Below are 22,390 nucleotides of genomic sequence, written 5' to 3' on the forward strand. Positions count from 1 at the left end.
GTTTTCCGTTTCGACTGCGCCGGAAGTGGGGCGAATTATAGACAGATAAAATTCGCCGTCAACACCTTTCTTCACATTTCTGTCATATCGGTCAAAAACACGCCAGAAACGCAAAGGCCGACCCCAAGGGCCGGCCTTTTCTCATTCCACTTTAAAGGCTAGGAAACGCAAACTGCGACGCCTCATGACTCGCTCGCTGCGGCCAGCGCTGAGTAATAGCCTTGCGACGGGTATAGAAACGCACCCCATCCGGCCCATAAGCATGCAGATCACCAAACAGCGAACGCTTCCAACCACCAAAGCTGTGATAGGCCACAGGCACTGGCAGCGGCACGTTCACCCCAACCATGCCCACTTCGATCTCATCACAGAACAGCCGCGCCGCTTCACCGTCACGGGTGAAGATACACGTACCGTTCCCGTACTCATGATCGTTGATCAGTTGCATCGCCGCTTCCAGGCTATTCACCCGGACCACGCACAATACCGGCCCGAAGATTTCTTCTTTATAGATGCGCATCTCAGGCGTCACGCGATCAAACAAGCTGCCGCCCAGGAAGAAGCCGTCTTCATTCCCAGCGATGCTCAGGCCACGGCCATCAACCACCAACTGCGCACCGGAGGCCACACCGTCTTCGATATAGCCACTGACCTTGTCACGCGCCTGCCCCGTAACCAACGGCCCCATGTCCAGCCCGCAGGAAGTACCCGCGCCAATCTTCAGCGCCTTGATCTGCGGCACCAGCTTGGCGATCAGTGCATCCGCCACCTGATCTCCCACGCACACGGCCACCGAAATCGCCATGCAGCGCTCGCCACAGGAACCGTACGCCGCGCCCATCAGCGCGCTCACCGCGTTATCCAGGTCCGCATCCGGCATCAGCACCGCGTGGTTCTTCGCCCCGCCCAATGCCTGCACACGTTTGCCACGCTTGGTCGCTTCCGCATAAATGTACTCGGCAATCGGCGTCGACCCCACGAAACTCAACGCCTTCACTTCCGGCGCCTCGATCAGTGCATCCACCGCGCCTTTGTCGCCGTGGACCACGCTCAACACGCCTTTAGGCAAACCGGCTTCCTGCAACAATTGCGCAATCAGCAGCGTCGAACTTGGGTCACGCTCCGACGGTTTCAGGATGAAACAGTTACCGCAGACGATCGCCAGCGGGTACATCCACAACGGCACCATCGCCGGGAAGTTGAACGGGGTAATGCCGGCCACCACGCCCAGCGGCTGGAAGTCCGACCAGGCATCGATGTTCGGTCCTACGTTACGGCTGTACTCGCCCTTCAGAATCTCCGGCGCCGAGCACGCGTACTCCACGTTCTCGATCCCACGCTTCAGTTCACCAGCCGCGTCCTCAAGGGTCTTGCCGTGCTCCTCGCTGATCAGTTGCGAGATGCGCGCCTCATTCTGCTCCAGCAATTGCTTGAAACGAAACATCACTTGGGCACGCTTCGCCGCCGGGGTGTTGCGCCATGCCGGGAAGGCCGCCTTGGCGGCGTCGATCGCGCCTTGAATGGTTTCACGGCTGGCCAACGGCACCTGGTGAATCACCTGACCGGTCGACGGGTTGTACACGTCGGCAGTCCGACCGGAATCACTGACCAACTCACCATTGATCAAATGCTGGATAAGGCTCATGCAGGGCTCCTGAAAAGTTGTTCTATATAGAAGGAGAAATCAGTCGATCTTGTTCAGTACTTCGCCGACCGCATCGAACAAGCGATCCAGGTCCTGCGCCTTACTGTTGAAGGTTGGTCCGAACTGCAGGGTGTCGCCACCAAAACGCACATAGAAACCGGCTTTCCACAACGCCATGCCGGCCTCGAACGGGCGCACGATGGCATCACCGTCACGCGGGGCAATCTGGATCGCACCGGCCAGGCCATAGTTGCGAATGTCGATCACATTCTTGCTGCCCTTCAACCCATGCAGCGCATTCTCGAAGTGCGGTGCGATTTCGGCCACGCTCTGCACCAGGTTTTCCTTCTGCAACAGGTCCAGCGCCGCCAGGCCCGCTGCGCACGCAACCGGGTGCGCCGAGTAGGTGTAGCCGTGGGGAAACTCCACCGCGTACTCCGGCGTCGCCTGATTCATGAAGGTCTGATAGATCTCGCTGCTCGCAATCACCGCGCCCATCGGGATCGCACCGTTGGTGACTTGCTTGGCGATGCACATCAAGTCCGGGGTCACACCGAAGCTGTCGGCACCGAACATCGAACCGGTACGACCGAAACCGGTGATCACTTCGTCGAACACCAGCAGGATGTTGTGCTGGTCACAAATCTCGCGCAGGCGCTTGAGGTAGCCCTGAGGCGGCACCAGCACTCCCGCGGAGCCCGCCATCGGCTCGACAAAGACAGCGGCGATGTTCGACGCATCATGCAGCTCGATCAGCTTGAGCAGCTCATCGGCCAGCGCGATACCGCCCTGCTCCGGCATGCCACGGGAAAACGCATTGCTTGCGAGCAAGGTGTGGGGCAGATGGTCCACATCCATCAGCGCCTGACCAAAAATCTTGCGGTTGCCATTGACGCCGCCCAGGCTGGTACCCGCGATGTTCACCCCGTGATAACCACGGGCACGGCCAATCATCTTGGTCTTGGTGGCCTGGCCTTTCAGGCGCCAGTAGGCACGCACCATCTTCACCGCGGTATCGGCACATTCGGAGCCGGAATCGGTGAAGAACACGTGGTTCAGATTACCCGGGGTCAGATCAGTGATCTTTTCCGCCAGTTGGAAGGACAATGGATGGCCATATTGGAAGCCTGGCGAGTAATCCAGAGTGCCCAATTGCTTGGCGACCGCTTCCTGGATCTCCTTGCGCGTATGCCCGGCGCCGCACGTCCACAAGCCCGACAACGAGTCGTACACCTTGCGCCCCTTGTCGTCCGTCAGCCAGCTGCCTTCGGCGGCCACGATCAAACGCGGGTCACGCTGGAAGTTGCGGTTGGCGGTGTAGGGCATCCAGTGCGCGTCCAGCTTCAGTTGGCTGGCCAGGGACGATGGGGCGTTTTCGGGCATGTTCATCAGCAAAACCTCGCAGGGCAAAAGGCAGCGTCGGGATTGAAAAGCGTTGTTGCAGCTAAGTTGCCACGACGATAAAGTCGGTGAAATTCAACTCTTCTAACCTTCAGTCAGACCGCCACTAAACTATGAGCAGCCGTCGACCCGATCCCCTCGCCCAAGTCAGCGACTTCGATATCCGCCTGCTGCGCATCTTTCGCAGCGTGGTGGAGTGCGGCGGCTTTTCAGCCGCCGAAACCGTGCTCGGCATTGGCCGCTCCGCCATCAGCCAGCAGATGAGCGATCTCGAACAGCGCCTCGGGCTCAGGCTTTGCCAACGCGGGCGCGCCGGTTTCTCCCTCACTGAGGAAGGTCGCGAGGTCTACCAGTCAGCCCTGCAACTGCTCAGCGCCCTGGAAAGTTTTCGCACCGAGGTCAACGGCCTCCATCAACACTTGCGCGGTGAACTGATCATTGGCCTCACCGACAACCTCGTCACCTTGCCCCACATGCGCATCACCCATGCCTTGGCGCAACTCAAGGAACGTGGCCCGGACGTGCGGATACAGATCCGCATGATCTCGCCCAACGAGGTGGAGCAAGGCGTGCTCGATGGTCGCCTGCATGTCGGCGTCGTGCCCCAGGCCAGCGCCCTCTCCGGCCTGGAGTACCAACCGCTGTACAGCGAACGCTCGCTGCTCTACTGCGCAGTCGGCCACCCGCTGTTCTACGCCGACGACAAGCAATTGGATGACGCCCGCATCGACCGTCAGGACGCCATTGCTCCCACATTCCGCCTGCCCGCCGAGATCCAGGCGCATTATCAGCCACTCAACTGCACCGCCAGCGCCTCGGACCGCGAAGGCATGGCCTTCCTGATCCTCACCGGTCGCTACATTGGCTACCTTCCCGACCACTACGCCAGCCTTTGGGTACAACAAGGACGACTGCGCGCGCTGAAACCGACTACACGCTTTTACGATTTGAGCCTCGCATCGGTCACGCGCAAGGGCCGTCGCCCCCATTTGGTGCTGGAAAGCTTTCTGGACAGCCTGGCGGCAACGCGCTAATTCGGGCCTCATACAAAAAGCTGAGTACCTGGACAGCTTTTTGCAGACACACAAGGACACAGACCTTGAGCTAACCCACCATGCCTCCAGAATCCTCCAGCCCCAACGACCTCATCTACGGCCTCAACGACCGCCCGAAACCCACCGCCGCGATCCTTGCAGCACTGCAACATGTGCTGGCCGCCTTCGTCGGCATTATCACGCCACCCCTGATCATCGGCTCGACCCTGGGCCTCACCGCACACTTGCCCTACTTGATCAGCATGGCGCTGATGGTCTCCGGCGTCGGCACCTTCATCCAGGCACGCAGGCCATTCGGTATCGGTGCCGGAATGATCTGCCTGCAAGGCACCAGCTTTGCGTTCCTGGGCGCCGTATTGTCGGCAGGCTTTTTGGTGAAACAACGGGGCGGCAGCCCGGAGGACATCATGGCGATGATCTTCGGTGTGTGCTTTTTCGGCGCTGTCGTACAAATAGTCTTGAGTCGTTTCATCGGGCAACTGCGCCGGGTTATCACGCCACTGGTCACCGGAATTGTGATCACCCTGATCGGTATCAGTTTGATCAAGGTCGGCATTACCGACCTGGGCGGGGGCTTCAACGCGCCGGACTTCGGAGCCCCCGCCAACCTGGCGCTGGGCCTGTTCGTGGTGTTGACGATCATCCTGCTCAACCGTTCGAACACACCGTGGGTGCGTCTCTCGGCCATCATCATTGGCCTCGCATTCGGCAGCCTGGCCGCCTGGTTCAGCGGCAAACTCGTCCCCCAGGCGTTGCCCGGATTGCCTCTGGTCAGCCTGCCGATCCCGTTTCGCTTTGGCTTCAATTTCGACTGGAGTGCTTTCCTGCCGATCGCGTTGATTTATCTGATCAGCAGCATCGAAACCGTCGGCGACCTCACCGCCAATTGCATGATCGCCCGGCAGCCCATCAGCGGCCCCGCTTATATAGGCAGGCTCAAAGGCGGTGTATTGGGTGACGGTGTCAGTTGCATGATCGCCGCCACCTTCAGCGCCTTCCCCAATACCACCTTTGCCCAGAACAACGGCGTCATCCAACTGACCGGTGTGGCCAGCCGATACGTCGGCTTATATATCGGCTTACTGCTGTTTTGCCTCGGGCTGTTTCCGTTGATTGGCGCCGTGCTGCAGCAAATCCCCAAACCGGTATTGGGCGGCGCCACCCTGGTGATGTTCGGCAGCGTCGCCGCCGCGGGTGTGCGCATCCTCGCCCAGGCGCCGCTGGACCGGCGCAGCATGCTGATCATCGCCACCTCATTGGGCGTCGGCCTGGGGATTGCCGCCCAACCGAACCTGCTGCACCTGATGCCGACGCTGGTGCAGAAACTGTTTGACTCGGCCATCACCAGCGGAGGGCTGACGGCCATCGTGTTGTGCCTGTTGCTGCCGGAGAGCAACGCTCCTTCAGAGGCCGCAAAGCACGCACCGGAAAGCGACACCCTGGAACCGCTTTGACGGTTTTATTGCATCAGGACTTGTCTGAGGCTTGAGGGTGGGTTATCAGTGCACACGTCGTCTCCATCGATCAGCACGGAAACCTCCATGAGCCTCGAAGTTCCTGCCCACAGCAACCACGCCGGTAAGCCCGCCAGCCGCATTCGGCAAAAGAACGAACAAGCGATTCTCCAGGCGGCCGAAGACGAGTTCGCACGCCATGGCTACAAAGGCACGAGCATGAACACCATCGCGGCCAGTGCCGGGCTGCCCAAAGCCAACCTGCACTACTACTTCACCAACAAGCTGGGCCTGTATATCGCGGTGCTCAGCAATATCCTCGAACTGTGGGACAGCACCTTCAACGCACTGACCGCCGAGGATGACCCGGCCACCGCCCTTACCCGCTACATCCGCACCAAGATGGAATTCTCGCGACGCCAACCGCAAGCCTCGCGGATCTTCGCCATGGAGATCATCAGCGGCGGCGAGTGCCTCACCGAATATTTCAGCCAAGACTACCGCGCCTGGTTCAGCGGCCGGGCCGCGGTGTTCCAGGCCTGGATCAACGCGGGCAAGATGGACCCCGTCGACCCCGTGCACCTGATCTTCCTGCTGTGGGGCAGCACCCAGCACTACGCCGACTTCGCCACCCAAATCTGTCGCGTCACCGGGCGCACCAAGTTGACCAAGCAAGATATGGAAGACGCCGGCACCAACCTGATCCACATCATTCTCAAGGGCTGCGGCATCAAGCCAGCCCTGTAAACGAAGCGACTTATGCCTTTCACACTGACCGGCCTTTGCGAGTTTCGCGAAGAAATACGCAAAAGCCGCTTCATCACCTTCGCCGCGCCGATCACCAGCCCGCAGGACGCCCAAGCGTTCATCGAGCAACACAGCGACCTGAACGCCACCCATAACTGCTGGGCCTGGAAGCTCGCGGATCAATACCGCAGCAACGACGACGGCGAACCCGGCGGTACCGCTGGCCGGCCAATCCTGGCAGCCATCGAGGCGCAGGGGTTCGATCAGGTCGCGGTGCTGGTGATCCGCTGGTACGGCGGCATCCAGTTGGGCACCGGCGGCCTGGCCCGTGCGTACGGCGGCGGGGCCAATAAATGCCTGCAAGCGGCCGAGCGCATCGAATTGATCAGCCGTGTCCCCCTGAGTTGCGCCTGCGGTTTTGCCGAACTGAACCTGGTGAAACTGCGTGTTGCCGAATTGGGCGGGCTGGTGGTCGAAGAAACCTTTACCGCCAACGGTGTCGAATTGCAGCTCGCGGTGGGCGAAGCGCAGATCGACCCCCTGCAACTTCAACTCGCCGACCTCAGCCGTGGGCGTATCCTGCTACAACGCTGAACTCCCTGAACCGTGATGCTTAAAGGAAGCCTTTCATGCCTACGCCAAAAACTGCATTGATCATCGGCGCCTCTCGTGGGCTGGGCCTTGGCCTGGTCAAGCAACTGCTCCAGGACGGCTGGAACGTGACCGCGACCGTGCGCGACCCGAACAACGCCGATGCCCTCAAAGCCCTCGGCCCGGTACAGATCGAGAAACTCGACATGGACGATCAGCAAGCCGTGATCGCCCTGAACCAGCGCCTCAAGGACCGCACCTTTGACCTGCTGTTCGTCAACGCCGGCGTCAAGGGCCCGGCCAATCAGGAGCCGGGCCACGCCACCCTGGCGGAAGTCGGCCAATTGTTCTTCACCAACGCTGTGGCGCCGATCAACCTGGCCCAGCGCTTTGTCGGGCAGATCCGCAAAGACAGCGGCGTGCTCGCCTTCATGAGCTCGGTGCTGGGCAGCGTGGCACTTCCAGACGGCTCGGACCTGGCGCTTTACAAGGCCAGCAAGGCCGCGCTCAACTCCATGACCAACAGCTTCATCACCCAACTGGGCGACCACAAACTCACCGTACTGTCGATGCACCCGGGCTGGGTCAAGACCGACATGGGCGGTGAAAACGCACAGATCGATGTCGACACCAGCGTGCGCGGCCTGGTGGACCAGGTAAATGCCTACACCGGCAAAGGCGGCCATCACTTTATCGACTACAAGGGCGACACCATCGCCTGGTAAACCGTCGGGGACCGTTATCGAGCGATTGCCGGCGATAACGGTCCCCGCGTAGACTGCCCCCTCGCCCTCCCCGGCGACCCTGGATCAGCAGACAGGGCAACACTGAGCTGGCAAACCTGAACCCATCATTCAGAGGAGCCGGCCCATGCCTGCGACCCGTATCTGGTTAAAAAACCCCCTCGCGATTTTCACTGCCAATGGCCTCGATGCCCGGGGCGGCCTGGTGCTGCAAGACGGTGTGATCAGCGAAGTGCTGGCCCAAGGCCAAGCACCTGCGCAGCCTTGCAGCCAAGTGTTCGACGCGCGCGAGCATGTCGTCCTGCCCGGGCTGATCAACACCCACCACCACTTCTATCAAACCCTGACCCGCGCCTGGGCGCCGGTGGTCAATCAGCCGCTGTTCCCGTGGCTGAAAACCCTGTATCCGGTGTGGGCTCGCCTGACCCCGGAAAAACTCGCGCTGGCCTCCAAAGTCGCCCTGGCCGAACTGCTGCTCTCGGGCTGCACCACGGCAGCCGATCACCACTACCTGTTCCCCGACGGGCTGGAAAACGCCATCGACGTACAAGTGCAAAGCGTGCGCGAACTGGGCATGCGCGCCATGCTCACCCGGGGTTCCATGAGCCTGGGCGAAGCCGATGGCGGGCTACCACCGCAGCAAACCGTGCAGGAGGGACAGGTGATCCTGGAAGACAGCCAACGCCTGATCCGCGAATACCACCAGCGTAGTGACGGTGCACAGGTCCAGATTGCCCTGGCGCCCTGCTCACCGTTTTCCGTCACCCCGGAAATCATGGAAGCCAGCGCCGAGCTGGCCAACAGCCTCGACGTGCGCCTGCACACCCACCTGGCGGAAACCCTCGACGAAGAAGACTTCTGCCTGCAACGCTTCGGCCTGCGCACCGTGGATTACCTCGACAGCGTCGGCTGGCTCGGCCCACGCACCTGGCTGGCCCACGGCATTCACTTCAACCCCGATGAAATTGCACGCCTTGGCGCGGCCGGCACGGGTATTTGCCATTGCCCAAGCTCGAACATGCGCCTGGCCTCCGGCATCTGCCCGACCCTGGACCTGCTCGCCGCCGGCGCGCCCATCGGCCTGGGCGTGGATGGCTCGGCATCCAACGACGCGTCGAACATGATCCTAGAAGCTCGCCAAGCGCTGTATATCCAACGCTTGCGCTACGGCGCCGAAAAAATCACCCCCGAAGGCGTGCTCGGTTGGGCAACCAAAGGTTCGGCGCAATTGTTGGGCCGTACAGACATCGGTGAGCTGGCCGTTGGCAAGCAGGCTGATCTGGCGCTGTTCAAACTGGATGAGCTGCGTTTCTCCGGCAGCCACGACCCGATCTCGGCACTGCTGCTCTGCGGCGCCGACCGTGCGGACCGGGTGATGGTGGCCGGTAAATGGCGCGTGATCGACGGCCAGGTCGAAGGCCTGGACCTCAAAGGCTTGATCGCCGATCACAGCCAGGCCGCCCGCCAACTGATCGCCGGAACCTAAGCCCTACACACATCCAAATGTGGGAGCTGGCTTGCCTGCGATGCAGGCACCTCGGTCCACCAGCCAAACCGCAATGATGCTATCGCAGGCAAGCCAGCTCCCACACAAACCCGATCTCCATACCAGGGTCTGCGGTGCTTACAACCCCAACAGCGACAGCATGATAAAGGTCGCAAACAACACAAAATGGGTCATCCCTTCGATGGCGTTGGTTTCGCCATCGTTGAGGTTGATCGCGCTGACGATCAGCGTGATAAACACCATCACGGTTTGCACCGGCGTCATCGCCATCTGAAACGGCTGGCCAGTGTAGAGCGCCATGGCCTCCATCACCGGCACGGTCAGGATCACCGTCGACAGCGAAGCCCCCAGCGCAATGTTCACCACCGACTGCATGCGGTTGGCCAATGCAGCGCGCAGCGCCGTCAGAATCTCCGGCGCCGCTGAAATCGCCGCGACCACAATCGCCGTGATCACCGGCGGAGCGCCTGTACCTTCCAGGCCCAGGTCCAAGGTTTTGGACATCACCTCGGCCAGCGCGCCGATCACAATCACGCCAAACACCAGTGTGCCGATGGAAAACGCCAGGTTGATCGGCGGTGCCTCTGCTTCTGGTTGTTGCTTGCGACGCTTTTCCGGGTAGCTGTAGCTGAAAAAATAACTGTGCGGGCCCACCTGCATGCGCAGGAACAGGGTGTACAACACCACCATCGCGCCAATGGTGAAGGCCGAGTAAATTTTCCAGTCGGCCTCGGGGATAAATTCCGGCACCACCATCGACACGCCCATGGCCGTGAGAATCATCACGCTGTAGCTGCGTGCCGAGTCATCGTTGTAGGACTGTTCGCCATGCTTGATACCACCCATCAGGGCGGCAAGACCGAGGATGCCGTTGATATCGAGCATCACCGCCGAATAGATGGTGTCGCGCACCAGGGTCGGCGAGGGTTCGTTGCTCATCATGATCGCCAGGATCACCACTTCCACCAGCACGGCGGCCAGGGTCAGAATCATCGTGCCGTACGGGTCGCCGACCTTTTCCGCCAGTTGCTCGGCGTGGTGCGCAACCCGCATCGAGGCCACGACGATGAAACCGATCAGCACCATGCCCGCGAGCAAGGCGATCATCTGCCCGCTGTGCAACATCCAGTGCTCCAGCGGGTACGCCGCGACGGCGGCGAGCAACGCCAGCAGCAGGTATTTTTCTTGCTTGAGGGATGTGAGCATTCCGGGTCTTCCCAAACGGCAGATCAGTCATTGATGGGGTACAGACTGCGTCACGCCGCTAACGTTTCGTTACACCTTAGTTCACACCGCCCTTGCGCGAATGCAACGAAAACAATCCTGCTGGTCAGGTTTTGCCGAATATTTCAGCCATGGCCTGTAGAATGCCGCCATTGCACCTGATGAGAATTTAGAAAATGTACGATTGGCTCAACGCCCTGCCCAAGGCAGAACTGCACCTGCACCTGGAAGGCTCGCTGGAGCCGGAGTTGCTGTTCGCCCTGGCCGAGCGCAACAAAATTGCGCTGCCTTGGAATGACGTCGAAACCCTGCGCAAGGCCTACGCCTTCAATAACCTGCAAGAGTTCCTCGACCTGTACTACCAGGGCGCCGATGTGTTGCGCACCTCCCAGGATTTCTACGACCTGACCTGGGCCTACCTGCTGCGCTGCAAGGCGCAGAACGTGATCCACACCGAACCCTTCTTCGACCCACAGACCCACACCGACCGGGGCATCCCTTTCGAAGTGGTGCTCAACGGCATCGCGGCAGCCCTCAAAGATGGCGAGCAGCAACTGGGCATCACCAGCGGCCTGATCCTCAGCTTCCTGCGTCACCTGAGCGAAGCCGAAGCCGAAAAAACCCTGGACCAGGCGCTGCCGTTCCGCGATGCCTTCGTGGCCGTGGGCCTGGACAGTTCGGAGATGGGTCACCCGCCGAGCAAGTTCCAGCGCGTATTCGACCGTGCACGCCACGAAGGCTTCCTTACCGTGGCCCATGCCGGTGAAGAAGGCCCGCCCGAGTACATCTGGGAAGCCATCGACCTGCTGAAGATCCAGCGTATCGACCACGGCGTGCGCGCTATCGAGGACGAGCGCTTGATGCAACGCATCATCGACGAGCAGATCCCGCTGACCGTATGCCCACTGTCCAACACCAAACTTTGCGTATTCGACGACATGGCTCAGCACAACATCCTCGACATGCTCGAACGGGGTGTGAAAGTCACGGTGAACTCGGATGACCCGGCGTACTTCGGCGGTTACGTCACCGAGAACTTCCACGCGCTGCACACAGCCCTGGGCATGACCCAGGACCAGGCCAGACGCCTGGCGCAAAACAGCCTGGATGCGCGGCTCGTGAAGCCATAACGGGGAAAGCACGAGCAAAAAATGTGGGAGCTGGCTTGCCTGCGATAACGGAGTGTCAGCCAAAGATATTTCGACTGACTCACCGCTTTCGCGAGCAAGCCCGCTCCCACACTGACGCCATTGCCTTCAAGCCTGGGTCAATTCTTCCAGGGTCTTGCCCTTCGTCTCCATCCCGAACACCCACACCACCAGCGCCGCCACTGCGAAACACAGCGCGCCCAGCGCAAACACGCCGCCCTGCCCGGTCACCGGAAACACCAACCCGGTCACCAGCGGACCCAGCAACGAACCGACCCGGCCAATTGCCGAGGCAAACCCGGAGCCCGTGGCCCGGGCCGAGGTGGGGTACAACTCCGGCGTATAGGTGTAAAGCACCGCCCACATGCCAAACAGAAAAAACTGCATCAACAGGCCTGAGGTGATCAGCAGGCCCACGTTGCCGCCAAACACCGCGCTCTGCCCGTACAGAAACGCCATCACCCCGCCCCCGAGCAATGTCACCACGCACACCGGCTTGCGCCCCCAGCGCTCAACCAACCAGGCCGCCATCAGAAAACCGGGAATGCCGCCCAGGGAAATGATCACCGTGTAATACACCGACTGGGTCACGGCAAACCCCGATTGCTGCAACAGTGCGCTCAGCCAGGACGTCAGCCCGTAGAAACCCAGCAGGGCGAAGAACCACACACTCCAGATCATCAACGTGCGCTGGCGGTACTGCGCCGACCACAACTGCTGGAATGCCGAGAAAAACGTGCCCGGAACACTGTCGATTCGTGGCAGGCGAATCGGCGTCGGCAAGTCGGTCTGCCCTAGCGAGTCGCGCACTTTCTGTTCGATGCCGCGCAACACCTTGTCCGCCGCGTCATGCCGCCCGGCCTGTTCGAGCCAGCGCGGCGACTCCGGAATGAAAAAGCGGATCGCCAACACAAACACTGCCGGTATCGCCAGCACCAGGAAGATGTCCCGCCAACCAATCACCGGCAGCAGGAAATACGACAACACGCCCGCCGCTACAAACCCCAGCGGCCAGAAGCCATCCATCAATGCGATATAGCGCCCGCGCCGTTGTGCGGGAATCAGCTCCGACAACATCGACTGCGCGATGGGAAACTCCATGCCCATGCCGATGCCCAGCAAAATGCGGAACAGCGTCAGCGTCTCCACCGTCTGCGCCGTGGAGCACAGGTAACTGGCGAGCCCCCACAGCACAATGCTCCACTGGAACACCGGCTTGCGGCCAAAGCGGTCGGCCAGCATCCCGGACAGCGACGCCCCGACCACCATGCCGAAAAAGCTCGAACTGGCCAGTAACCCGGCCTGGGCCGTGCTCAGGCCGAATTCGGTTTTGATCGAGCCAAGCAGGAACGTCATCATCGCCAGGTCCATGGAGTCGAAGAAAAACGCCAGGGCAATGATGATGAAAATGACGCGGTGATAACCGCTGATGGGCAACCGTTCCAATCGTTCCGCTGCACTATAGCTATGACTACCCATGCCGCACCCCCTGTGTGGAAATCCCCTCGGCGAGTGTGCGGCATCATTGGGCCGAGCTATTGCTGGATGCGACCTGACTGCAACTCTGAACGACGCACCGGGAGACTGGGCGGCTCAGGCGCCGCCAGACGGGCAATTTCCGCCAGCCCGGTGTCGTTGACCCGCAATGCCCGGGAATCGTTGACCCCGCTGATCCAGTTCGACTGCATGAACAACTGCAGCAAGCCGGCGCCCAGTGCACCGCCCAGATGCGGTTGCTGCTGGCTCCAGTCGAAACACTCACACACCTGCGGCGAAGCCAGCGCGTGGATAAACAGGCCAAGCTCCGCCAGGGAGTGCGCCCCCTTGGCGGTGATACCGAGGCGCTGCTCGGAGCGCTCGATCCAGCCCGCCGCCATCATGCGTTGATACAGGCCGGCCGCCAGTTCGCCCCCCAGGTGCCCGTTGCACAACCGCGCCTGTCGCAACGACAGGGGGGCGACCAGCGCCTGCGGCGCAGCATGGGGTGAACATCGCCGAGCACTGGCCATGGTGGTACAGGCCAAGGCATCGACGGCGGCACTGACATCCTCCGCTGCCACCCGGAACAAACGCTGGCCCCGCCGGGCTTCAACCTTCAGCAGGCCGCTGCCGGTCAGGCGCGCCAGGTGGGCATTGGCGCTCGTCGGTGACAACCCGGCGAGCTTCGCCAGCTCGTGTGAGGATTTGATCGAGCCGTCCATCAAGGCCCAGAGCATGGCGGTGCGCTTGGGTTCGGCGAGCAAGCTGGCGATCTGGCTGATGCAAGGTGCTTCTTCCATGTATTCACTCCCTGTTGAATCGTTTGTCTGCTGCGGTTGGCGCCAAAGTATAGGGGCGCACGCCGCCAGTTCCGCGGCGTCTGACAGCGTAAACAGGGACGGGATCTGAGTGAAATTTCTGGATGTAGCGGAGGTTATTGCGCAGTACTCAATCGCTCCGGCCACTGCGCCGTTAATGTCGCACAACGGGACACGAGCATTTCCCGCAGCAGGTTGATCGGTTTACTCAACTGCGCACGGTGGGCACACAGCAGGTTCAGCGGCGTTCGCTCGCCGCGTAGCTCCGGCAGGATCAAGCGCAAGCGCCCGGCCAGCACGTCGGTACTTACATCCAGCCAGGACTTGTAGGCAATGCCCACACCCGCTACCGCCCAGCGACGCACCACATCGGCATCGTCGCTGAAACGATCGCCGGAGACGGTCAGGCTCACTTCGCGCTTGCCATCGTGAAAGGTCCAATGGTCGTGCACCCGACTGCCGAGCATATAAAGCAGGCAATTGTGCTGGGCCAGTTGTTCCAGGTGCCGGGGTTCGCCATGCCGCGCGAGATAGCTGGGCGCCGCGCACAACACTCGCACATTGTCCGGGGCGATGGGCAGTGCGATCAGGCTGGAGTCCTCGGGCTCGCCGTAACGCAGCGCAATGTCCACCGGCTGACGAAACAGATCGGCAATGCGGTCGCCCAGCAACAGGCGCACAGTGAGTTGCGGGTATTCATGCTGAAACTCGTCCAGCCACGGCAGTAATTGGTTGCGGCCGAAATCCGACGGCGCCGACAGTTGCAACACGCCGCTGACATGGTCCTGCCCACTGGCCAGCAACCGCCGTCCCTCTTCCAGCGAACCCAGCGCAGCACGGGCATATTCCAGGAAGCCCTCGCCTTCGGCGGTCAGGCGCAGGCTGCGGGTGGAGCGCGCCAGCAAACGCGTACCCAGCTGTTGCTCGATGCGCTTGAGGGCTGCGCTGGCCACCGCCGGCGACAGGTCCATCACCCGCGCCGCTGCCGAAAGACTGCCCAGGTCGGCTGCGCGCACAAACAACTGCAAATCATCAAAACGCAGCATGCATATCGTCCAACTATCAAAATTTTATTGAAACAGACTGCTGTTTTAGCCGCTTTTATCTTCACGGGAAATAGCCAATCATCTGTCCATCCCGTTCATCACGTGTCTGGAGTTGAATATGTCCACTGCCTTTAACGTCATCGCCACACTGATCGCCAAACCTGGCCAACAGGCCACCCTGGAAACCTTGCTGCGCGGCCTGCTGGAACCCACCCGCCTGGAAGCCGGTTGCGAGCAATACGACCTGCACCAGGACCTGCAACACCCCGAGACCTTCTACATGCTCGAACGCTGGAGCGATGACGCAGCGCTGGCCGACCACGACCAGAGCGCCCACATCCAGAGCTTCCGCGCCAAGGCCGCCGACGTGATCGAACACTTCGACCTCAAGCGCCTGAAATTTCTTGCCTGATCATCCCCCCTTTTCCGGAGCCACCATGAAAGCCATTGCCTACTACGCATCCTTGCCGATCAACGATCCAAACGCCCTGCAAGACATCGAATTGCCTGAACCCGTCGCCGGTCCGCGCGACCTGCTGGTGGAAGTCAAAGCCATCTCGGTCAATCCGGTCGACACCAAAGTCCGCCAGAACGTCGCCCCGGAAAACGGCGCCGCCAAGGTGCTGGGCTGGGACGTGGCGGGTGTGGTCAAGGCGGTCGGCAGCGAAGTGACGCTGTTCAAGGCCGGCGACAAGGTGTTCTACGCCGGTTCCCTGGTCCGCCCGGGCGGCAACAGCGAACTGCACACCGTGGACGAACGCATCGTCGGCCATATGCCCAAGAGCCTGGGCTTTGCCGAAGCCGCCGCGCTGCCGTTGACCGCCATCACCGCCTGGGAGCTGCTGTTCGAGCGCCTGCAAGTGCGTGAGGGCAAAAAGGATGAAGGCCAGAGCCTGCTGATCGTCGGTGCCGCCGGTGGCGTGGGTTCGATCCTGACCCAACTGGCGCGCCAACTCACTGCCTTGAAAGTCATCGGCACCGCCTCGCGCCCTGAAACCCAGGAGTGGGCGAAAGCACTGGGCGCCGACCTGGTGATCGATCACAGCCAACCGTTGAGCGAGGCCCTGAAAGCTGCGGGCCAGGCCCAAGTGACCCACGTCGCCAGCCTGACCCAGACCGATCATCACCTGGACCAGTTGGTCGAGGCCCTGCAACCCCAGGGCAAGCTGGCGCTGATCGATGACCCCAAGGCATTGGATGTCGGCAAGCTCAAGCGCAAGAGCCTGTCGCTGCACTGGGAGTTCATGTACACCCGGTCGATGTTCGAAACCCCGGACATGATCGAGCAGCACAACTTGCTCAACCGCGTGGCGCAACTGATCGACGCCGGCACCCTGAAAACCACGGTGGGCGAGCACTTCGGCGTGATCAACGCGGCCAACCTGCGCCGGGCCCACGCGCTGCTGGAAAGCGGCAAGGCCAAGGGCAAGATCGTGCTGGAAGGATTCTGAAAACCTGGGCTGGGTGCCGTCCGTTATTCATCGCAGTGATGGACGGCACCGCTAGTCCGAGAGTTGATCTTTGTCATATTTGTGAGCGTATTCGGGTTTATATTGGCGGCCTTTGCCACGATTCTTTTACGTGAGGAAGTCAGCAATGAAGATCCTGATAAAAGCGTTAGCAAAAACCCCCGGCAACAAATGGCAGGTCCGTCTCGACCAGAACGCCTTCACCTTCCGCAGTGAGGCCGAGGCCCGCGCCTTCGCCGACACCCTGCAAGCCCGCATCCAGGCCCCCCACCACTTTCCCCTTGGCCAGCAGCGCGCCGCTGCTGGCTGATACGCCCTTCAGACCTGCGCCTGCGCGGCCCTCGCCCGTTGCAGGCGCTGGGTCGACACCGCAATCGTCACCGCCAACACCCCGCACAAACTGATGACCATGGCCATCGGCATCGCGGTGCCATCGTGCAGCACCCCGACCAATGACGCAGCCCCCGCCGCCACGCCGAACTGAATACAGCCCAGCAGCGCCGAGGCACTGCCGGCCCGCGCGCCCTGCCCGCTCATGGCGCAGGCCGAGGTATTGGGCAGGATGCACCCCAGGCTGGCGATGCAGATAAACAGCGGCACCAGCAACGGCCACAACGCAGCGGGACGCAACGCCGTGATCCCCAGCAACGTCAGCGCCGCCAGCACATAGACCCACACCGTGCGCGACAACAGAAACGCCGGGCCACGCCTGGACAACAACCGCGCATTGAGCTGGGCCACCAGAATGAAGCCGGCGGCATTCGAGCCGAACAGCCAGCCGTAGTGCTCGGGGGCTACTCCGTACAGCTTGATGAAGACGAACGGCGAACCGGCGATGTAGGCGAACATCCCGGCAATCGAAATGCCACCGGTGAGGGCATAGCCGAGGTAGACCCGGTCCGACAGCAGCCCGATGTAGCGGCGCAACGACCCGGACAACGGCTGACGCGGCTGGTTGGCCGGCAAGGTTTCCGGCAACCCCAGTGCCACGGCAATGGCCGCCATGACGCTGAACACCGACAACGCCAGGAAAATCGACTGCCAGCCCCACACCCCGACCATCACGCCACCCGCCAGGGGGGCGAGGATCGGCGCCAGGCCCGTCACCAGCATCAGTTGCGAGTACACCTTGGCCGAACCCACGGCATCGCATTTGTCACTGACCACCGCGCGGGAAATCACCATACCCGCGCAACCGCCCAGGGCCTGCACGAAACGTGCGCCCACCAGCCATTCCAATGACGGAGCGTAAGCGCAGGCAAACGATGCCAGGGTAAACAGCGTGACACCGCTGAGCAGGGGCACGCGGCGACCGAAGCGGTCGGCCAGCGGGCCATAGACCAGTTGGCCGATGGCCAGCCCGGCGAAATACACCGCCAGGGTCAGTTGGATATGTTTTTCGTCAGTGGCGAACGCCGTGGCCATCGCCGGAAAGCCCGGCAGGTAAAAGTCGATCGCCAGCGGCGCGAAGGCGCTCAAGGCGCCCAGGATCAGGATTATGCGCAGGTTCATCAGGCACCCAAGAAAGTCGGCAGCCCGACAGTCTAGCCGGGCTTGAGTGCCTTGAACATTAAGATAGCTGGCTAACTATCAAAAATCAGACGACCTCGTAGCCTTCTTCACGGATCAAACCGGCAATCACCTCCCGGCTCAGCTGGCTTTGCACACTGACCTGTTTCGCGGCGAGGTCCACTTTCACCTCCGCCGCCTGGTCCGCGCCCTGTACCGCCTGGGTCACCGCCCGAACACAATGGCCGCAGGTCATTCCTTCCACGTTGAACACTTGCATGACATGGCTCCTTTGATGAAGGTTGAGCGCAGTGTCGACCTTGTCACCATGGCAAGGTCAAGTTCTGAAAACATCTGCCGGGCTGGTATTCGGGCGCGACGTCGGCCAAGCTTCAATCCTCTTAGCCATCCACCACGGAGCGTTCGCCATGCGCGGGTCGTTTTTTGCCCTTGTCGGCCTGATGGGCTTGTTTGCCGCCGTGCCACCGGCCAGCGCGGCCGAAGACTATGCGGTGCTGATCATTTCCCGGGAACGTCTGGAGGTGCCGACCAATTGCGAGATCGGCCTGTACCTCAATGATCAACTGGCGGGCCGTCTGTTCCAGGAACAGGCCACCTCGTTCAACCTGCCGGCGGGCAACCTGTCCCTGCGCCTGAAGCTGCTGCCGGGCCAGACCCCGGGCTGCCAGCCGGGCATGCTCGCGCCACCGGCGCAGACCATCACCCTCAAGGCCGGTGACGTGCGCAAGCTGCGCATCGCCCAGGGGCCGGATGGCATGTACCTGAAAGCTGCCGCCCTCGAATACTGATCCCCTCTGAAGATGGAGATCGTTCCCACGCCCTGCGTGGGAGTGCCGCGTGGAAGACTGAGGGCTTGACCTTCCCCACAGGTCAAGGTTGATCCTAGGCGCAACTTCTCCTGGAGGACTGCCCCAATGAACGGATCCACCACCTTTGACCTGCCTATCAGCGGCATGACCTGCGCCAGCTGTGCCGGCCGCGTCGAGCGCGCGCTGGGCAAGGTGCCGGGGGTACAGAGTGTCAGCGTCAACCTGGCCAACGAACGCGCCCACGTCGAAGTGCAGGGCCCGATGGACCCCGGCATCCTGATCGCCGCCGTGGACAAGGCCGGCTACACCGCCACCCTGCCGCAGCCCGAAACCACGACCCTGGCCGATCAGGCGCAACGCCTTCACCGTGAACGTTGGGCACTCCTGCTGGCTATCCTGCTGGCCCTGCCGCTGGTGCTGCCGATGCTGGTGGAACCTTTCGGCCTGCACTGGATGTTGCCCGCGTGGCTGCAATTCGCCTTGGCCACCCCCGTGCAATTCATCCTTGGCGCGCGTTTCTATATCGCCGCGTGGAAAGCCGTGCGGGCCGGTGCCGGCAATATGGACCTGCTGGTAGCCATCGGCACCAGTGCCGGTTATGGCCTGAGCCTGTACGAATGGCTCACAGCCTCCGCCGGCAGCATGCCACACCTGTACTTCGAAGCCTCGGCGGTGGTGATCACCCTGGTCATGCTCGGCAAGTACCTGGAAAGCCGCGCCAAACGCCAGACCGCCAGCGCCATCCGGGCCCTCGAAGCCCTGCGTCCGGAGCGCGCGATACGCGTGGTGGAAGGGCGCGAGGAAGACGTCGCCATCAACGCATTGCGGCTGGGTGATCAGGTGCTGGTCAAACCCGGTGAACGCTTCCCAGTGGACGGTGAAGTGATCGACGGCCAGAGCCACGCCGACGAAGCCTTGATCAGCGGCGAAAGCCTGCCGGTACCCAAGCAACCCGGCGACACCGTGACCGGCGGCGCCATCAACGGTGAGGGCCGTTTGCTGGTGCGTACCCAGGCGCTCGGCGCCGAAAGCGTACTGGCGCGCATCATTCGCCTGGTGGAAGACGCCCAGGCGGCCAAGGCCCCTATCCAGAAACTGGTGGACCAAGTCAGCCAGGTCTTCGTGCCGGCCGTGCTGGTGCTGGCCTTGATGACGCTGGTGGGCTGGTGGCTGTACGGCGCACCGCTCGAGACGGCGATCATCAATGCGGTCGCGGTGCTGGTGATCGCCTGTCCCTGCGCCCTGGGCCTGGCCACGCCGACCGCGATCATGGCTGGCACAGGCGTTGCCGCGCGCTATGGCATTTTGATTAAAGACGCCGAAGCCCTGGAACGAGCCCATGCCGTGAGCACCGTGGTGTTCGACAAGACCGGCACCCTCACCTCCGGCGCGCCAAAGATCGCACATCTGGCCGCCGTGGACGGCAACGAGGCACTGCTGCTGCAACAGGCCGGCGCCCTGCAACGCGGCAGCGAACACCCGCTGGCCAAGGCGGTGCTGGAGGCCTGCCAAGAGCGAGGGCTGAGCGTGGGTGATGTCAGCGCCAGCCAGTCCCTCACCGGGCGCGGCATCGCCGGCACCCTCGAGGGCCGCGCACTGGCCCTGGGCAACCGTCGCCTGCTGGAGGAAAACGGCTTGAACGCGGGCGAGCTGGCCGCTGACGCCCACGCCTGGGAGGCCGAAGGCCGCACCTTGTCCTGGCTGATCGAACAAGGCGCCCAACCGCGTGTGCTGGGGTTGTTCGCCTTTGGCGACACCCTCAAGCCCGGCGCCTTGCAGGCGGTGCAGCAACTCAAGGCCCGGCACATCGACAGTCACCTGCTGACCGGTGACAACCGCGGCAGCGCCCGCGTGGTGGCGCACGCCCTGGGCATCGACAGTGTGCATGCCGAAGTGCTGCCCGCCGACAAGGCCGCCACGGTTGCCGAGCTGAAAAAGACCGGCGTGGTGGCCATGGTCGGCGATGGCATCAACGACGCCCCGGCACTCGCCGCCGCCGATATCGGCATCGCCATGGGCGGTGGCACCGACGTGGCCATGCACGCGGCGGGCATTACCTTGATGCGCGGCGATCCGCGCCTGGTACCCGCCGCCCTGGAGATCAGCCACAAGACCTACGCAAAAATTCGCCAGAACCTGTTCTGGGCCTTTGTGTATAACCTGATCGGTATTCCCCTGGCCGCGTTCGGCCTGCTCAACCCTGTACTGGCGGGCGCGGCCATGGCCTTGTCCAGCGTCAGCGTGGTGAGCAATGCGTTACTGCTCAAAACCTGGAAACCCGAGAACCCGGAGGATCAACGCCCATGAACATCGGCCAAGCCGCCCGCCAGAGTGGGCTGAGCGCAAAGATGATCCGTTACTACGAGTCCATCGGCCTGCTCAAGGCCGCCCACCGTACCGACAGCGGCTACCGCGTGTACGGCAGTGACGACCTGCACACCCTGGCGTTCATCAAACGCTCGCGGGACCTGGGGTTTTCATTGGAGGAAGTCGGCAAACTGCTGACCCTGTGGCAAGACCGCCAGCGGGCCAGCGCCGATGTGAAAGCCCTGGCACGCCAGCACATCGAAGCACTGAACCAGAAGATCCTGGAGCTTGGGCAACTGCGCGATACGTTGCAGGACCTGGCAGAGCATTGCCACGGCGATCATCGACCGGATTGCCCGATTCTCAAGGAGTTGGCTTCAGGTAACTGTTGCGCCTGACTGGATAAACACAAAACCAGATGTGGGAGCGGCGGTTCGACGCTCCCACATTTTCAGATCTTCATTTGCCTTGAGATCACTGCATCCACGGCGGTGGCGGTGGCTCGTCGGAGCCTTTGCCCGGAGGGGCCTCGTCAGCAGCCCGAATCGCCTGGCGGCGGGCTTCATCCAGCCGTGCCGCTTCGATCTCACGCATCACGCCGTGAACATCCGCCAGTTCTTCAGGCTCGTCGAACTCGCCGGTCAACACGCTGCCCGGGTGCAAGGTGCCGGCTTCGTACAGGGCCCACATTTCCTTGGCGTAGCGGGTCCTCTTCAATTCCGGGGCAAAGCGCCCGAAATAGGCCGCCATGTTGCCCACGTCCCGCTCCAGCATGGTGAACGCATGGTTGTTACCCGCCGCGTCCACGGCCTGGGGCAGGTCGATGATCACCGGGCCCGTCGGTGCGAGCAGCACGTTGAACTCCGACAGGTCACCGTGCACCAGGCCGGTACACAGCATCAGCACGATCTGGGAAATCAGAAAGGCGTGGTACTCACGTGCCTGCTCGGGCTCCAGCACCACGTCATTCAGGCGTGGCGCGGCGTCGCCGTACTCATCGGCCACCAGTTCCATCAACAGTACGCCTTCGAGGAAGTCGAACGGCTGAGGCACGCGAACGCCTGCACCGGCCAGACGGAACAACGCCGCCACTTCGGCGTTCTGCCAGGCATCTTCGGCTTCTTTCTTGCCGTACTTGGAGCCCTTGGCCATGGCCCGGGCCTGACGACTGTTGCGGACCTTGCGGCCCTCCTGGTATTCGGACGCCTGACGAAAACTTCGTTTGTTCGCCTCCTTGTAAACCTTGGCGCAACGTAATTCGTTGCCGCAGCGCACCACATAAACAGCTGCTTCTTTACCACTCATGAGTGGGCGCAGCACTTCGTCGACCAGACCGTCCTCGATCAGGGGTTCAATGCGTTTAGGAGTCTTCATCAGCTTTTATTGTGGGTCCTTTATTACCAAATACGCGTCTGGC

Annotated in this window: 22 protein-coding genes; 13 read left to right on the top strand and 9 right to left on the bottom strand. The window is 61.9% G+C overall.

Going from position 1 to position 22,390, the window contains the following annotated elements; translation table 11 throughout:
* Positions 1-151: 151 nt before the first annotated feature.
* Positions 152-1,645 carry a CoA-acylating methylmalonate-semialdehyde dehydrogenase gene (locus ACW9IB_RS16300; protein WP_457368348.1) on the bottom strand — a complete coding sequence of 498 codons (1,494 nt, stop codon included), beginning with the start codon at positions 1,643-1,645 and terminating at the stop codon, positions 152-154.
* A gap of 39 nt (positions 1,646-1,684) precedes the next feature.
* Positions 1,685-3,034, bottom strand: coding sequence for an aminotransferase class III-fold pyridoxal phosphate-dependent enzyme (locus ACW9IB_RS16305; protein ID WP_457368349.1), 1,350 nt, complete (start codon positions 3,032-3,034; stop codon positions 1,685-1,687).
* Between the two features lie 125 nt (positions 3,035-3,159).
* Between ACW9IB_RS16305 and ACW9IB_RS16310 the strand changes: the two genes are divergently transcribed.
* From ACW9IB_RS16310 to ACW9IB_RS16335, 6 genes are all read left to right on the top strand, one after another.
* Positions 3,160-4,080: a LysR family transcriptional regulator gene (locus ACW9IB_RS16310; RefSeq protein WP_457414465.1), complete on the top strand. Its 921-nt coding sequence runs from the start codon at positions 3,160-3,162 to the stop codon at positions 4,078-4,080.
* A gap of 80 nt (positions 4,081-4,160) precedes the next feature.
* Positions 4,161-5,555, top strand: coding sequence for a uracil-xanthine permease family protein (locus ACW9IB_RS16315; RefSeq protein WP_457414466.1), 1,395 nt, complete (start codon positions 4,161-4,163; stop codon positions 5,553-5,555).
* Between the two features lie 87 nt (positions 5,556-5,642).
* Entirely contained in the window at positions 5,643-6,302 is a 660-nt protein-coding gene (locus ACW9IB_RS16320) for a TetR family transcriptional regulator C-terminal domain-containing protein (protein ID WP_457368352.1), read from the top strand.
* Between the two features lie 12 nt (positions 6,303-6,314).
* Complete coding sequence (locus ACW9IB_RS16325) at positions 6,315-6,896, top strand: IMPACT family protein (protein ID WP_457414468.1); 582 nt, start codon at positions 6,315-6,317, stop codon at positions 6,894-6,896.
* A gap of 35 nt (positions 6,897-6,931) precedes the next feature.
* On the top strand, positions 6,932-7,618 hold the full coding sequence (locus ACW9IB_RS16330) for an SDR family oxidoreductase (RefSeq protein ID WP_457414470.1): 687 nt from the start codon (positions 6,932-6,934) through the stop codon (positions 7,616-7,618).
* Positions 7,619-7,763: 145 nt separating this feature from the next.
* Positions 7,764-9,122: an 8-oxoguanine deaminase gene (locus ACW9IB_RS16335; protein WP_457414471.1), complete on the top strand. Its 1,359-nt coding sequence runs from the start codon at positions 7,764-7,766 to the stop codon at positions 9,120-9,122.
* 138 nt (positions 9,123-9,260) lie between these two features.
* Here the strand turns inward: ACW9IB_RS16335 and ACW9IB_RS16340 are convergent, their stop codons facing one another.
* Positions 9,261-10,349, bottom strand: coding sequence for a calcium:proton antiporter (locus ACW9IB_RS16340; RefSeq protein ID WP_457368356.1), 1,089 nt, complete (start codon positions 10,347-10,349; stop codon positions 9,261-9,263).
* A 194-nt stretch (positions 10,350-10,543) separates the two neighbouring features.
* Between ACW9IB_RS16340 and ACW9IB_RS16345 the strand changes: the two genes are divergently transcribed.
* A complete protein-coding gene (locus ACW9IB_RS16345) occupies positions 10,544-11,497 on the top strand; it encodes an adenosine deaminase (RefSeq protein WP_457368357.1) in 954 nt (317 codons plus the stop codon).
* Positions 11,498-11,623: 126 nt separating this feature from the next.
* Here the strand turns inward: ACW9IB_RS16345 and ACW9IB_RS16350 are convergent, their stop codons facing one another.
* From ACW9IB_RS16350 to ACW9IB_RS16360, 3 genes are all read right to left on the bottom strand, one after another.
* Positions 11,624-12,994 carry an MFS transporter gene (locus ACW9IB_RS16350; protein ID WP_457368358.1) on the bottom strand — a complete coding sequence of 457 codons (1,371 nt, stop codon included), beginning with the start codon at positions 12,992-12,994 and terminating at the stop codon, positions 11,624-11,626.
* A gap of 56 nt (positions 12,995-13,050) precedes the next feature.
* On the bottom strand, positions 13,051-13,794 hold the full coding sequence (locus tag ACW9IB_RS16355) for an ArsR/SmtB family transcription factor (RefSeq protein WP_457414473.1): 744 nt from the start codon (positions 13,792-13,794) through the stop codon (positions 13,051-13,053).
* Positions 13,795-13,928: 134 nt separating this feature from the next.
* Complete coding sequence (locus tag ACW9IB_RS16360) at positions 13,929-14,858, bottom strand: LysR family transcriptional regulator (protein WP_457414475.1); 930 nt, start codon at positions 14,856-14,858, stop codon at positions 13,929-13,931.
* Positions 14,859-14,976: 118 nt separating this feature from the next.
* On the opposite strand from ACW9IB_RS16360, the gene ACW9IB_RS16365 reads away from it, so the two are divergent.
* The 3 genes from ACW9IB_RS16365 (at position 14,977) to ACW9IB_RS16375 (ending at position 16,637) form a co-directional block, all read left to right on the top strand.
* Positions 14,977-15,270 carry a putative quinol monooxygenase gene (locus ACW9IB_RS16365; RefSeq protein ID WP_065874251.1) on the top strand — a complete coding sequence of 98 codons (294 nt, stop codon included), beginning with the start codon at positions 14,977-14,979 and terminating at the stop codon, positions 15,268-15,270.
* A gap of 25 nt (positions 15,271-15,295) precedes the next feature.
* The gene (locus ACW9IB_RS16370; RefSeq protein ID WP_457414477.1) at positions 15,296-16,309 is read left to right on the top strand and encodes a zinc-binding alcohol dehydrogenase family protein; all 1,014 of its coding nucleotides are present in this window, start codon (positions 15,296-15,298) and stop codon (positions 16,307-16,309) included.
* A gap of 145 nt (positions 16,310-16,454) precedes the next feature.
* Entirely contained in the window at positions 16,455-16,637 is a 183-nt protein-coding gene (locus tag ACW9IB_RS16375) for a hypothetical protein (protein ID WP_457368362.1), read from the top strand.
* 8 nt (positions 16,638-16,645) lie between these two features.
* On the opposite strand, the gene ACW9IB_RS16380 is transcribed toward ACW9IB_RS16375, so the two are convergent.
* Entirely contained in the window at positions 16,646-17,839 is a 1,194-nt protein-coding gene (locus ACW9IB_RS16380) for a multidrug effflux MFS transporter (RefSeq protein WP_457368363.1), read from the bottom strand.
* Positions 17,840-17,924: 85 nt separating this feature from the next.
* Positions 17,925-18,116 (bottom strand): heavy-metal-associated domain-containing protein, encoded by a 192-nt coding sequence (locus tag ACW9IB_RS16385; protein ID WP_457368364.1) that lies wholly within the window; start codon positions 18,114-18,116, stop codon positions 17,925-17,927.
* 148 nt (positions 18,117-18,264) lie between these two features.
* Here ACW9IB_RS16385 and ACW9IB_RS16390 point away from each other — a divergent pair, with 148 nt between their 5' ends.
* From ACW9IB_RS16390 to cueR, 3 genes are all read left to right on the top strand, one after another.
* Positions 18,265-18,645 carry a hypothetical protein gene (locus tag ACW9IB_RS16390; RefSeq protein ID WP_457414478.1) on the top strand — a complete coding sequence of 127 codons (381 nt, stop codon included), beginning with the start codon at positions 18,265-18,267 and terminating at the stop codon, positions 18,643-18,645.
* Between the two features lie 126 nt (positions 18,646-18,771).
* Positions 18,772-20,973: a heavy metal translocating P-type ATPase gene (locus ACW9IB_RS16395; protein WP_457414480.1), complete on the top strand. Its 2,202-nt coding sequence runs from the start codon at positions 18,772-18,774 to the stop codon at positions 20,971-20,973.
* Entirely contained in the window at positions 20,970-21,371 is a 402-nt protein-coding gene (gene cueR, locus ACW9IB_RS16400) for a Cu(I)-responsive transcriptional regulator (protein ID WP_457368367.1), read from the top strand. Before ACW9IB_RS16395 ends, cueR begins: the two co-directional genes overlap by 4 nt.
* 76 nt (positions 21,372-21,447) lie before the next feature.
* On the opposite strand, the gene ACW9IB_RS16405 is transcribed toward cueR, so the two are convergent.
* Entirely contained in the window at positions 21,448-22,347 is a 900-nt protein-coding gene (locus ACW9IB_RS16405; RefSeq protein WP_457368368.1) for a PA4780 family RIO1-like protein kinase, read from the bottom strand.
* Positions 22,348-22,390 lie beyond the last annotated feature (43 nt).

Source organism: Pseudomonas sp. SDO524_S393 (assembly GCF_054071875.1).